The sequence below is a fragment of the Paenibacillus sp. V4I5 genome, assembly GCF_030817255.1.
Taxonomy (GTDB): Bacteria; Bacillota; Bacilli; order Paenibacillales; family NBRC-103111; genus Paenibacillus_E.
The window spans coordinates 415,877-428,959 of the sequence record NZ_JAUSZB010000002.1 but is presented as its reverse complement, the minus strand read 5'-3'; the positions used below and the strand labels follow the sequence as shown (position 1 = coordinate 428,959).

Annotated in this window: 11 protein-coding genes; 2 read left to right on the top strand and 9 right to left on the bottom strand. The window is 39.6% G+C overall.

Annotated elements, in window-relative coordinates:
• Nucleotides 1–243: 243 nt before the first annotated feature.
• Nucleotides 244–651 (bottom strand): hypothetical protein, encoded by a 408-nt coding sequence (locus QFZ78_RS03905; protein ID WP_307545548.1) that lies wholly within the window; start codon nucleotides 649–651, stop codon nucleotides 244–246.
• Between the two features lie 1,274 nt (nucleotides 652–1,925).
• Between QFZ78_RS03905 and QFZ78_RS03900 the strand changes: the two genes are divergently transcribed.
• Nucleotides 1,926–3,263 (top strand): cation:dicarboxylate symporter family transporter, encoded by a 1,338-nt coding sequence (locus tag QFZ78_RS03900; protein WP_307545546.1) that lies wholly within the window; start codon nucleotides 1,926–1,928, stop codon nucleotides 3,261–3,263.
• A gap of 149 nt (nucleotides 3,264–3,412) precedes the next feature.
• Here the strand turns inward: QFZ78_RS03900 and QFZ78_RS03895 are convergent, their stop codons facing one another.
• The 5 genes from QFZ78_RS03895 to QFZ78_RS03875 all read right to left on the bottom strand — a co-directional run bounded on the left by QFZ78_RS03895 (nucleotide 3,413) and on the right by QFZ78_RS03875 (nucleotide 7,054).
• The gene (locus QFZ78_RS03895; RefSeq protein WP_307545544.1) at nucleotides 3,413–3,784 is read right to left on the bottom strand and encodes a histidine kinase; all 372 of its coding nucleotides are present in this window, start codon (nucleotides 3,782–3,784) and stop codon (nucleotides 3,413–3,415) included.
• Between the two features lie 107 nt (nucleotides 3,785–3,891).
• Nucleotides 3,892–4,674 carry an ankyrin repeat domain-containing protein gene (locus QFZ78_RS03890; protein WP_307545542.1) on the bottom strand — a complete coding sequence of 261 codons (783 nt, stop codon included), beginning with the start codon at nucleotides 4,672–4,674 and terminating at the stop codon, nucleotides 3,892–3,894.
• Between the two features lie 253 nt (nucleotides 4,675–4,927).
• Nucleotides 4,928–5,767 (bottom strand): immunoglobulin-like domain-containing protein, encoded by an 840-nt coding sequence (locus QFZ78_RS03885; RefSeq protein WP_307545540.1) that lies wholly within the window; start codon nucleotides 5,765–5,767, stop codon nucleotides 4,928–4,930.
• A 227-nt stretch (nucleotides 5,768–5,994) separates the two neighbouring features.
• Nucleotides 5,995–6,501, bottom strand: coding sequence for a GNAT family N-acetyltransferase (locus tag QFZ78_RS03880; protein ID WP_307545538.1), 507 nt, complete (start codon nucleotides 6,499–6,501; stop codon nucleotides 5,995–5,997).
• Nucleotides 6,502–6,643: 142 nt separating this feature from the next.
• Nucleotides 6,644–7,054, bottom strand: coding sequence for a MerR family transcriptional regulator (locus tag QFZ78_RS03875; RefSeq protein WP_307440055.1), 411 nt, complete (start codon nucleotides 7,052–7,054; stop codon nucleotides 6,644–6,646).
• A gap of 169 nt (nucleotides 7,055–7,223) precedes the next feature.
• On the opposite strand from QFZ78_RS03875, the gene QFZ78_RS03870 reads away from it, so the two are divergent.
• Nucleotides 7,224–8,345 (top strand): NADH-dependent flavin oxidoreductase, encoded by a 1,122-nt coding sequence (locus QFZ78_RS03870; protein WP_307545536.1) that lies wholly within the window; start codon nucleotides 7,224–7,226, stop codon nucleotides 8,343–8,345.
• Nucleotides 8,346–8,914: 569 nt separating this feature from the next.
• Here the strand turns inward: QFZ78_RS03870 and QFZ78_RS03865 are convergent.
• The 3 genes from QFZ78_RS03865 to QFZ78_RS03855 form a co-directional block, all read right to left on the bottom strand.
• On the bottom strand, nucleotides 8,915–9,196 hold the full coding sequence (locus QFZ78_RS03865) for a hypothetical protein (protein ID WP_307545533.1): 282 nt from the start codon (nucleotides 9,194–9,196) through the stop codon (nucleotides 8,915–8,917).
• A 497-nt stretch (nucleotides 9,197–9,693) separates the two neighbouring features.
• On the bottom strand, nucleotides 9,694–10,392 hold the full coding sequence (locus QFZ78_RS03860; RefSeq protein ID WP_307545531.1) for a response regulator: 699 nt from the start codon (nucleotides 10,390–10,392) through the stop codon (nucleotides 9,694–9,696).
• The gene (locus QFZ78_RS03855) at nucleotides 10,379–13,057 is read right to left on the bottom strand and encodes a sensor histidine kinase (protein ID WP_307545529.1); all 2,679 of its coding nucleotides are present in this window, start codon (nucleotides 13,055–13,057) and stop codon (nucleotides 10,379–10,381) included. Before QFZ78_RS03855 ends, QFZ78_RS03860 begins: the two co-directional genes overlap by 14 nt.
• Nucleotides 13,058–13,083 lie beyond the last annotated feature (26 nt).

Here is a 13,083-nt window from a genome sequence, read left to right as displayed (position 1 = left end):
ATTTCCGACTCCTCACCAAAGGCACCTCGGCAACGGTAATTCTACTATAATTTTTCTGTTTATCTACCATGTTATCCTGCCCGTTAGCACAACAGGCCACCGAGTTTATCTCCGGCAGCCTGTTTGAACCTTGTTATGAAGCTAACGTTTCCGTTAGTTCAACGAACCCTTCCTCGCGAAACTCTTTCTTGTTCTTGTCCGTTCATAATGCCCCACCATTTGAGAAACTGATAGGAATCCTCTTCAAATCGAGTTAGCTACCTGAACCAAAACATCTCCAGTTATTGTCACTGAACGTCTATCGCTACTTATGATATACTGCCAACCGTCTTTCTCAAAAACCAATACATTAAATAACATCCTCCTAGGTGTTGTACCAAATATAGCTTCGGTTCCATCGTTTAAGGTATAAGTTTGTGTTGTATCACTTAACCGTGGAAATCTTTTTATCTTATATTTTATCGGATTAACCCGAATCATAAAATGATTCTCAGCTTTATTTTGATTGAGATATTCAACTTCATAATGGTTATTAATCTCTAATTGCGCATCTTTTGAATAGTTACATCTCCCGAAGCGATGAGTAAAATCAACTGGCGGCTCGATTTTGGGCAATTTAATTTCTCTTTGAAATTTTTGTTCACATTCCATCAATGATTCCTTTAACGTTTTGTATCCACCGTCATAATACGGTTGTTCAAATGATGGATTTACGCATAAAGTGTTTCTGAACTCAATAAAAACAAAAAAATACAGAGCAGTGATATTTTTTTCACAGCAATAATACCCCTTTTTTTAGAGTATATTATGCCTAACTAATCAAGAAATATAACAATTTACTTATTCAACTATGCTACCCGTTAGGTGAGCAAGAGGCTGCCCTTTTTTTTCAATCAGCATGGGGGGATACAAAAACCCGTATTCCGAAATCCAACCATTTTTCTAATAAGGATTGCGCTTTGGAGAAATACTTTTATGGAATAAGACAGGAGGTGCACAATAAACATGAGCAAAACTAAAGACACTAACAACCCAAAGCATGCCACGTCATCTGGTAAAACTGGAGAGCAAAAGAAATCAAAGTAAAGCTGTTAACCAGGTCAAATACTATCAAAGCATCAACAAACCCGGTTTACTTGACCGGGTTCTTTTTTTGGAAATATAGCAACAATTCACTCCTGACAATGGAGTTAGTAAGAGATGGTAATTGCTTTATTATGCCAGTTAATCAATAAACAAAAAGAGGGGTTGCCGCAAGCAAGTTCTTAACTATCGTTCTTCGTTAGTTGAAAGATCTGTCCATTAGAAATCAATATATCTATTGCGTTAATAACAACTTCTCTCTTTTTCCCTTCTGAACTTCCTTCTGCTTCCAACATGTCTAAAATATCTTTGCTCTTTCTAAGTAATAACATGGATATTAGATGGGTTCAGGTCTCCGTGTATTAATCCAAATACTTATAGCGATTAAAGAATACATAGAGTTTTACAACCACAACAGATTTCAAAAAAACTAAATAACCGTCCCCCGGTTGAGTACCAGGAAACGGTCGTTGCATAATCCGACTTTTTTGACTGTCTACTTGACGGGGGTAAGACCATTTAGGCGGATATTAATCGGACTATTTTCTTGTCACCCGACAACTGATGACAAGAACATTATTACATTCCTGTCCCTCCCCTCATTCAAATAACAACACAACATAAAAACTACTTTGAGGATTGGACATAATTATGTTCATCTCAATGATGTCGGCAGTTATGCAGTGTTAACAACGGGGGATTCTTATTTTGTATTTTCAAACAATGTTATAAAAATAAACTATTCATGTAATATAAGTTAACATAAAATAATGAACAGAGTAGAAAAGAAATATTACATTAGGTCTATTGATATCAAAAAAATGAAGAAAAGAGGATGCATAGTGAATCCAAAAACGGCAACTGTAAAGAAACCTTTTTATCAAGGCCTTTTTTTTCAGATTATGGTTTCAATCATCGGGGGTATTTTAGTCGGTTATCTTTGGCCGACAATTGGTGTCACGCTTAAACCAGTCGGCGACGGTTTCATCAAGCTTATCAAAATGATCATTTCACCGCTTGTTTTTGGTGTTGTCGTCGTTGGTATTGCGAAGGTCGGCGACATCAAATCAGTTGGTAGGATAGGCGGAAAAACCCTCCTTTATTTCGAAGTTATTACAACCTTTGCCCTAATCATAGGCATGGTAGTGGCGAACTTATTCAATCCCGGCGCGGGAATGAACATCGATCCTGGAACCTTGACAACGGAAGCTGTCAATAATGTCACTAAGAGTTCTACACTTCCAAGCGGAGCGCAATTTTTCCTGAATATCATCCCGGATAGTGCCGTTTCAGCGTTTGCGAATAATACAATGCTGCAGGTACTGCTCATCTCCTGCTTCTTCGGTTTTGCGCTTATCCATGTAGGCGGACGAACAGCGGAGGTTGTTGTCGATCTTCTAGAGCATTTCAATAAAGTCGTGTTTCAAATTATGAGCTATATCATGAAGCTTACGGCTATAGCGACATTCGGCGCGATGGCGTTCGCTGTTAGTCAGTATGGGGTTACCACACTCGTGTCGTTCGGTAAACTCTTTGTGGCCATGACGATCGCTTGTCTTGCATTCCTCTTTGTGTTAGCTATCATCACACGAATATTCGTTGGCATCAGCCTTTGGAAGTTAATCCTCTACATTCGAGAGGAGATCATTCTCGCGTTTGCAACAGGTTCGACGGAAGCAGCAATGCCGCAGCTCATGAATAAATTTGAACATGCCGGCTGCAACCGAGCTGTTGTCGGTCTGGTTGTTCCGACCGGATATTCATTCAACCTAGACGGGGCGTCAATCTATTTATCACTCGCTCTGATATTTCTTGCCCAAGCAACCGGCGTCGAATTGAGTCTTGTCGAACAGCTTATGATTCTGGGAGTCCTTTTGTTAACGTCCAAGGGGATGGCTGGTATACCGGGTTCTGCATTTGTGGCCCTGTCAGCGACTGCGGCGGCAACAGGTTCGATCTCTATGGCAGCAGTTGCTCTAATGCTTGCACCGGACCGATTCATGGGCAATTATCGTACGACAGTGAATATTATCGGCTACGCTGTTGCCACCTTCGTCATTGCACGTTGGGAAGGTTTGCTTGACCATAATCGCGCGAAAAGCGCCCTCGATGGCAGTCTTCCATATATTTCGGTTGAAAATAACGTCTTAGCTGCGAATAAACAGCAATTAAATGCTTAAAATCAAATTACTAACGGAGTCCTTTGAACATGTAATAATTTCACTTTAAGTAATTTCCGCTAATCTGCCCGTTCAATAGGCTGCCGCATATTGCCGGTAGCCTATTTGTAATTTAGCTATCGTTCCCAGTTAGTTGAAGAAAGCCCTGCTCACTTTTTGTTATCTTCCTCATTTTCATATAAATAATCCATGAACTTGTCGTGAAATTCTATACCATCACGTAAGGATTGTTTGGTTTCTTTGTCAATTAAATCTACTTCAAAACTCAAACCACCATATCCATCAATCATTTCCATGATGTGATAAATAACTGTCTTAACAAGCTCATTTTGAATTACAGTAATTGCCTCTAGGTCCTCTTCCGAGCTTAACTTGTTTCGGAGCAATTTGTATGCTTCACCGGAGTCAGCCCACCACTTTGTGTTTGATTGAGGGTGAAAACTCCCCACTGATATATCAACGTAAGTGTCTTTAATTTGTTTTAATTTTTCGAATAGTAATCTCTGCTTTTCAGTCAACATTTCAAATTTCCTTTCCTTAATAAATGCTCTTAAACATTATTGCCCGTTACCTCACAATAAAGAACTAGGAGCCACCGCAAAGCATGCTCCTCCACTATCGTTTTCCGTTAGTTCAATGGTTTATTAGGATCAGTACCCACAACAACTGTTCTATTTGGTAACCAAACTAACATATTTTCAATCCTTCTTTTTGATTCTTCGGTAGCATCCCAACCACCACGTTCGTGCATTGTCTTAACGACAAAAGGCTGGAACACTTTTTGTAATCTCCAGTTTCTTATGTATTTTGATGAGGTAATTATTACTCCAAGATTTTTTCTGTTTTTTAGCCTTCCGATTACCTTGATTTCTTCATATCCGTCACCCCATAATGGAGGAAAACAATAAACCTTGGTATTTGGTGTAAATTTTTTCGTACCTCTTCGAACTTCTCGTTTTTCTCCAAAGTATCTATTTTCAACAATATTTCCAACAAGGCACCATATATATGATGCTTGCTTTTCTATTCGTTCACTACTATTTTTCATTAATATCTGAGCTATATGAGAATCCTCTCCAAACCGAGATAATGCATATTCAAGAGGTGTATTACCATTCTTGTCGGCTATTTCAAACTTTGCTCCACTAGTAATTAACATTTCAACTAATTCAGTATCATTATTCTGACAAGCAAAGTGAAGTACGCTACAGCCATCGAAATCACATTTATTTATGTCGCTGCCAAAGGCCAATAGTAACTGAGCAAACTGCATATTACCCATGATGACTGCAGAGATTAATGGAGTTTTGCCACTTTCGTCTACAGCCGTAAGATCACCTCTTCTCGATACTAAAAGAAACTTAAATGTACTAATATCATTATTTTTAATAGCTTCAAAAAGAGGATCCACATGCTGCACTCCTTTATTACCAATTTAAAGTCGTTAATGTTAAAAATATGTATTCCTAATCAGTATATTAACACCATACTGAAGTTTATTGTTCCATTCGTTTTAAAACATTGAAATACACTAGTGGTAGCTGCCTTTAGCACTATGAAAACAGGAAGCATCTGCCGCGGCAAACTGCTCCCTGTTTGTTTTACTATCGTTCTTCGTTTGCGTAACAACAAGAAAAAATCAGTAATTATCAATTCATGTTTTTTTAATTCTTAACATCAAACTCAGCGTAAATCTGTAGTTTTATATTAGTTCCTTCACCTTCGACTTCTTTTGTGAAACGATAGTGACCTAGTGCTAAGTTCTCTAGTTGTGCTTCCTGCTCCCATGTTCCCCCTGGTTTTACCATAATTCCGATCATGGTGAACATTACACTTCCTGCTGGTTCTATCGGTACCCATTTTTTATCCTCCATTTTTTGTAGAGAGTACGGTGTACCAAAAAATAAATCAGTCGGTCCCTCATTATTTACTACTAATTTCACCCTTTCTGTCCCTTTATAATTTTGTTCCTTTGTTGACATGGAAGCAACAACTTGTTGAATGGGTACTTCGAGAGAAGTGAGTAATGTATCTTCAACATTTTTACCATTTATTGCCTCCGCGGATAAAAAGTAAAACGTTCCTTCCTTTCCCGGCAGTTTTGTTGTATATCCTGATGGATGACTATTCGTTGTTTCATAGTACAAGGTAATCTCATCCACTGTACGGGCATATGTTCTGTCTTCGTTTCGTTCGGTAAGTCTAAACCTAATGTCTCGTTTGACTGTAACCTCTTCACCGTTTGGCTTTAATCTTATAATTACTTCACCACCTGGAATTATTGTGCCAGCTGAGCTTTCTATCGAAAATTTCCCTTGTTTTCCTTCACAACAAAACCAATCCCCCGTTGGGTTCTCGAATTCGAAGTTTGATGCCTTTAGGATAGTTGAATTGACTTGTACCGGAGTGGCCGTCGTTGGATATTCGGATTGTTTATTGCTCGAGCATCCAGCTGAAACTATTGTCAAACCAATTAATATGAACAGTTGGGCAAAGTAGTTCATTTTATTCCTCCTTTAGTAAGACTCAATAGCTACCATTTCATCAGACGAATAATATTGCCCATAAGTTTCCATGAAAATGAAATATACTGTTCGTTAAGATAATTGGTTTTAAGTATAAGTGAACAATCTTGTCCGTTATTGAAGTAGGTCGCCGAGCGAATCATCGGCAACCTAGGCAGTAAAATATTATGGAGCTATCGTTTTTCGTTAGCTTAACAACAAAATGGTTAGATTCTATCCCATCCAATAGCTAATTCATCTAAACTGTCTCCACCTATTGTAATTTCCTTCTGTCCAATTATCTGACCACCTTGTAATTTATAAAATTCAACGGACGGATTGTCTTTGAGAACCCACAACATCATTGATGAGTAACCATTATCTTTTAATGACTCTGTGACCGAATTTAACAGTTTTTTTCCTAACCCTAATCGTTGGTAGTCCTTTAATAGATAGATTGCATATAGTTCTCCATCATGATCAAATTCATCATTCCGACTTCGCCCCCCACACGAAAATCCAACGATATTACCTGGCATGTCCTCTGCAACGAAAATTTTTTCGTGTACGTTTAGATTCTCAAACGTCCATAACCAACTTTTCGTTCTCTTTTCAACGGAGAGATTGGACAAATACGATTCGGAAATAAAACCTTTATAAGTGGATTGCCAGCTATCAACATGAACAATTGCGATTTTTTCAGCATCTTCAATGCGAGCTTCTCTTATTTTCATCGGTTTCCCCTCAATCCGATTGTCCAGTTTAACCCTATATTACCATAAAAGAACATTGAAGATAACTGCCCGTTAGGTGAGAAAACGGCAGCCGATCAAGCCGGCTGCCGTTTCGTGTTGTATATTGAACTCTCGTCTCCCGTTAGCTTAAGTAACCGTGACATTTAAAGTTATAGTTGGGATTTTTCATAACCTCTTCTTTCTGAAGTTCATACATGGCTATTTTATAGTTTATTTCTTCCAAGTGTTTTAGACTTTCGTCAATTTTCTTCTGCACTTCCAATTTATGCTGCATCAACATTTCTTCTCTTTGCAAGAAGGTAGGACTTCCTAATTCATAAAGTTCCTTGTAATCCTTGATTTTTGAAAGAGGCATTCCTGTCTCTTTGAGACAACGAATAAAAGAAATCCAGTCTATTTGTTGTTTGTTATAAACTCTACGGCCTTTTTCGTCACGAGATATATTTGGTAATATCCCTTGCTCTTCATAAAATCTAAGTGTCTTTGCAGATACATTTAAATTCTCCACTACATATGTCATTGAATACAACATCTACTTGTCCCACCTTTAGTTACAGTTACTGTAACTAAATATATATCATATGGAGAATGATAAGACAACTATTCTATTTGTAATCATATAAAAATAAATCCTTTACTTACTGTAACGGTAACCAATTACACTGAAATAGAAAAGAAAATATGATAGCGAGGTTAAAGAAATGAATCAAAAATACAGTAGGTTATTTGAATCCTTCACATTCAGAAGTGGAATAACAATAAAGAATAGTATCGTTATGGCACCTATGACAACCTGGTCAAGTAATAACGATCTTACCATTTCGGATGACGAAGTAAAGTATTACAAACAAAGAGTGAACGGGGTAGGACTCGTCATTACAGGGTGTACTCATGTTACACCTAATGGGCAGGGTTTTACGAATGAATTCGCTGGGTACAATGATGAATTTACTCCAAGTTTACGAAAATTAGCTGAGGCAGCGAAAAGTGGAGGCTCTCCTGCGATCCTACAGATTTTCCATGCTGGCAATAAAGCCTTGCCTGGATTGGATGCAGTTAGTGCGAGTGCATTGCAATCTGAGGCTACTGCTCTTGGCCCAACTGTAGAAACAAGAGAGCTATCACATGAGGAAATCCTGTCGATTATACGTGCTTTTGGAGACACAACGAGAAGAGCGATTGAAGCCGGATTTGATGGCATCGAAATTCATGGGGCTCATGGATTTTTAATTCAAAACTTCTGGTCGCCAGCGACAAATCAACGGACGGACCAATGGGGAGGATCACTTGAAAATCGCTTGCGTTTTCCATTGGCGATTATTGAAGAAATCAAAAATGTCATTGAAAAACATGCTACAAAACCATTCATTTTAGGATTCCGATTTTCCCCTGAAGAGTCCTCCAAAGTGGACGGATTACGCATGAAAGATACGTATGAATTAATTGATATCCTTGTTGAACAAGATTTAGATTATATACATGCTTCATTAGATAATGTGTCTTCAAAGCCAGTAGATAGTCAAGATGAAAAAACACGGCTTGAATTGATTCTTGAAAGAGCAAACGGTAAGGTACCTGTGATGGCTGCTGGTTCCATAATAACACCGGATGATGCTCTTAAAGCTGTGGAATTAGGATTGCCGCTAGTCGCCATTGGACATGCGTTAATTATGGATCCTAATTGGGTTGAAAAGGTCGCAAATGGACGTGAAGCCGAGGTAGATTCTGAGTTGAACGTTTTAAAACTCGACCAGCTTAATATTCCAGAAAAACTTTGGAATGTAATTCAAGCCATGCCGGGTTGGTTTAATATTAGTAACTAAAAAGTAGTCCTAAAGGCTACTCAGATTGACGAGAACCCTAAGTCTTTTATGAGACTTCGGGTTTCTTTTGCTAACTCTAAGGTGCTCCGTCCATCCGTAGTTCGGTAGGGCAATTCTTGCTGCTGCGGACACACATACCGCGTGTATTTCGATCTTGAAGGTCTTTGCAAATTAGGGGCGTTAAATAACCTGAATCTACTACTGCTCCAGAATACTGTTGCGTTAATCTGCCCGTCCACACATTCAGCGCAAGCGCCACACCACAGATGATGAATGGAGGTTTCCTTATCGGTCTTTCTTACAGCGGCTAAGACTTAATTTCCATGGGAGCTTAATGCCGCGGTGGCAGTCTAATACTTTATTTTCTCAGTCTACAACTATATTAACCTAGTTAACACTTTATTTTTCAGTCAAATACTTTATTTTCATTGAACATCTGTTGTTACTTCCCCTTCATGCCCTAGTGAAAATAGCCGTTTGCCACCACGCTCTACTGCCCGATAGTTGAATGAAAGCCAAAAAGAAGCCGCTTCAAGGCAGCTCCTCTTCCACTATCGTTCTTCGTTAGCTTAAAGTTCGGGCAATGAATCGATATGTGATTCGACTTCAAAAATAAATTCTTCGAGGTTATCGCAGTCAAACCAACCACTTTTTTCATTGATTTCATAAAGCACTTGAAAACCATGATATTCAATCAATACTTTCCAACCGTCTCTTGAAATCATCGCTTCTAATATCTGACAGTAATCAAATAAACACTCAACTTCAGCTTTGTTCATTAAATTGGAATTCTGATACTCGGTCCCAGATGGTTCTGGATAAATTCGATATGCTAGCCACTTCTTATCCAACTTTTCATCCACCACCTTAGCTCGATAAACCAATACACTTATTTTACCATGAATTGTAACTATCCTGCCCGTTAGTTCAATCTGCAAGGTACAATGTAGGTTGATTTGTGTCACTGTACGACAATGTAGGCACATTTGTGTCATTGGACAATTTCATTATTATTATTATTGCTAACTAGTCTGAAGTCTAACGACAAGAATCTATACCCATTAGCGACAAGAATATCCCTACAAACATTAAAATCACAGAATTTCATAACAAGAAAGTACCTCAAAAACGAACAATGCGACATGAAAATCCCTCGAATGTGTACAGAAAAAACCTTGAATTAACAAGGTTCTTTATAGGTATTTTCATGTCGTTAAACTTTAATGATAGATAGATTTCATTGTGACTGTCGGATGACAAGAATCTTATCCGATAAATGACAAGAATTTGATCCGATTCCCGCACAATCCGCTAGATCAGACGGCATTATTCAGTTTACGTGTTTCACTTAATCTTGCAACAGAAACCTATAACCTATCCCCGGTTCAGTTTCGATAAACTTAGGTCGCGTCGGCTCCTCCTCTATTTTCTTTCGTAGATGCCCAATATATATGCGTAAATAATGACTATCTGATTCATTGTGATGTCCACCCCAGACTTGCTGAAGCAGCTGCCGTTGCGTGATGACCTTGCCTGCATTGGAAGCCAGAATTTTCAAGAGATCGTATTCCGTTGGTGTTAGCTTCACCCGGTTTCCTTCAAGTTCTACTAACCGTTGCGCTAAATCAATCACAAGTTTACCAAATTGAAGAATAGGCTCATTTGCAGATTTCGCCACATGCCGAAGTGCTACGCGAATTCTTGCGACTAGTTCCCCCATACTGAACGGCTTTGTCACATAATCGTCGGCACCACTATCCAGTGCCATAATTTTATCTTCCTCTCGGTCTTTCACCGTAAGTACGATTATCGGTATCCTTGACCACTCCCGGATCCTGCGCAAAACTTCCATGCCAGAAATATCAGGCAATCCGAGATCCAATACAATGAGATCGGGGTGGACAATACTCGCTTGATACACACCATCTTCTCCAGATGAAGATTCATTAATTTCAAAGTTATGGGCTTGTAAGGTAACTTTCAATAGCTTACGGATCTGAGGCTCGTCATCTATGATTAGTATGCGTGCTCCATTAGTTGTTGTCATATTGTGCGCCGTCCCCTTCCGGAGTTAATTGGTAAAGAAAACTCTGTTCTCCTTTGGGAAGAGTGATCGTGATAACGGTACCTTTTTCAAGGTTTGGTTCTGCAGTAATGGTTCCCCCGTGCGCTTCAATAATACCCTTGCAAATGGCAAGCCCTAAGCCGGTTCCAGGTACATGTTTTGTTATGTCAGCACGATAAAATTTATCAAATATTCTTTCCCGATCAGCGGCCAGAATGCCTATCCCTGAATCCGCTACAGTAATGATCGTGTTACTATCGTCCTGTCTGACTGAAATAATGATTTGACTGTCATCAGGTGAATATTTGATCGAGTTGCTTACTACGTTAACCAACACTTGCTCAAGCAGGACATCGTCACCTAATAAGTAAGGAATAGGATTTGGTAATATGACGCTGATCTCTCGATGCTGCTGGAAACCCTTCACTTGTGATAGCACAACCCCCATGATGTCTTCTATATCACACCACTCTTTGCGCAAACGGAGCATTCCGCTTTCCAATTTCACCATTCCAAGCAGGTTGGTAACCAAGCGATTCATGCGCAAAGCACCGTCTTTAATGGTCGAAAGTAAATCAAGCCGATCTTTGGAAGAAAATAATCGGTCGCCTTCGATCAAGCCCGTTGCTGATCCTATAATGGTTGCTAAAGGAGTGCGTAATTCATGAGAAACCGAATCTAGCAACGCCGTTCTTAGTCTCTCTGATTCAGCAGTTAAATGGGCAAGCTTAGCCTCTTCACCCAATTTTACACGGGCGATTGCACTTGCGGCCAGTCCTCCAATAGCCTCTAGTAAACGAAGATTTTCCGGCGTAACCCCCTGATCCCGATCCTCGAGTTTAACAGCTAATACACCATATACTCGATCCTCCGTTCGTAAAGGAACGTATAGACCAGGAGATTCTCTAAGTGTGTTAGAGCCCCTTCCAGCCATCTCACCATGTTCATATACCCATTTAGCTATCACCATTTCCGATTCCCCTTTACTCCAGTTTGAATGAATAGGGGAGAAAATTGTTACTTTTAACTCATCATTATTATCAGGCAAGTAAATGGCAACTTGCGTGTTGATCGTGTCTGATACCTGACGTGAAACGTTCTCAAGCAAAGAATTGATGTCTGTAATGGCCGTCATTTGTCGGCTTAGTGCATATAGAGATGCTGTTGTAGCTTCTCTTTGCTTCGAGAAGTTTAGCTGCTGCCTTAATCGGGCAGCGAGACTAGCTGTTAATGCTGCAACTGCAAGATAAACAAGAAATGAAAAAGTGTAACGCAAATCATCTACCGTAAAGCTAAGAAAAGGCGGGACAAAGAAGAAATCAAAAGCAAGTACACCCACGCTAGCCGCATAAAATGAAGGTCCAAGTCCCCAATAAACAGCGCTAAAAAGGACGGGAAACAAATAAATTAATGCAATATTGACCATGTCAAACCCTAATCCGAAAGTATGTAAGATTATGGTTAACAGAGTAATAAAAAGGGTGACCCCTACATAAGGCTTCCAAGTGAAGGAACGTGGCGAGCGAGTTGTAACTTCACTTTCTAAGCTCGTTTTAGGTTTACCCGGAATGACGTGGATGCTAATCCCATGGCTGTTCTGGATAACCTGTTCCACAACGGAACTGCGGAACCATTCTATGATACGTAAACGATTTGGTTTACCAATAATAATTTGCTTAACATTACGTGTGCGTGCTAAAGACAATAACTCATGTGCAACATGGTTACCGGTAATGGAAATAACTTCGGCGCCCAGTTCTTCAGCTAGTTGTAGATTGCGTGCCAGCTGATTTTGCTTCTCCTCGTTCCCGGGCATCCCTTGAGGGGTTTGTACATAGGCAACCATCCAGTCTGATTTTAGACTAGTGGCCATTTGACGTCCTATACGAATGAGTTGAGACGAGAAGGGGCTGGCGCTTACACAAACCATGACTTTCTCTGAAACAGGCCAGGGACCTGCTATGTTCTTGGCCTGCATGTACTGTTCAAGCTGGCTATCGACACGCTGCGCGGCGTAACGAAATGCCATTTCACGCAGAGCATTGATATTGCCGATTCGAAAAAATCGCTCTAGCTCTTTTCTTTTGTTTTCATCGTGGATGGGTTGATTGAACCGCCCAATTAACTCATTAGTTGGGATATCAACCAATTGAATTTGGTCCACTAGTTCCAAGAAGGTATCAGGTACTGTCTCATTAATTTCCCAACCAATAATTTGAGTTACAATGTCATTTAGACTTTCCACATATTGAATATTGAGTGTAGTGTAAACGTCTATTCCATGAGAAAGAATAGCTTCTACGTCGAAATAACGTTTCGGTTTCAATGCTCCGGGTGCATTCACATGTTCAAGGTTATCAATTAGAACTAGTTGGGGACGCCTCTTGATAATTTCTTCAGTATCCATTTCATAAGTCACTTTGCCTAGATACTGAATGGAACGAAGTTTTACGTACGAGAATATCTCCTGAGACGCTAATTTCTGCGTATCTGGGTAAACTTCAGCTTCCACACATCCAAGCAGAACATCCATCCCCTTATTTCTTTGTTGCATTGCTGCCATAAGCATAGCGTAGGTCTTGCCCACGCCAGGAGCAGCACCGAGAAATAAAGTTAATTTCCCTCTTACTTTTCGCGATGAATCCATTTAGTCACATCCTGCATAAACTCGTA

Coding starts and splice junctions, on each gene's coding strand:
- QFZ78_RS03905 (WP_307545548.1), bottom strand. CDS start 651: ATGGAATGTGAACAAAAATTTCAAAGAGAAATTAAATTGCCCAAAATC.
- QFZ78_RS03895 (WP_307545544.1), bottom strand. CDS start 3,784: ATGTTGACTGAAAAGCAGAGATTACTATTCGAAAAATTAAAACAAATT.
- QFZ78_RS03885 (WP_307545540.1), bottom strand. CDS start 5,767: ATGAACTACTTTGCCCAACTGTTCATATTAATTGGTTTGACAATAGTT.
- QFZ78_RS03880 (WP_307545538.1), bottom strand. CDS start 6,501: ATGAAAATAAGAGAAGCTCGCATTGAAGATGCTGAAAAAATCGCAATT.
- QFZ78_RS03875 (WP_307440055.1), bottom strand. CDS start 7,054: ATGTTGTATTCAATGACATATGTAGTGGAGAATTTAAATGTATCTGCA.
- QFZ78_RS03870 (WP_307545536.1), top strand. CDS start 7,224: ATGAATCAAAAATACAGTAGGTTATTTGAATCCTTCACATTCAGAAGT.
- QFZ78_RS03860 (WP_307545531.1), bottom strand. CDS start 10,392: ATGACAACAACTAATGGAGCACGCATACTAATCATAGATGACGAGCCT.
- QFZ78_RS03855 (WP_307545529.1), bottom strand. CDS start 13,057: ATGGATTCATCGCGAAAAGTAAGAGGGAAATTAACTTTATTTCTCGGT.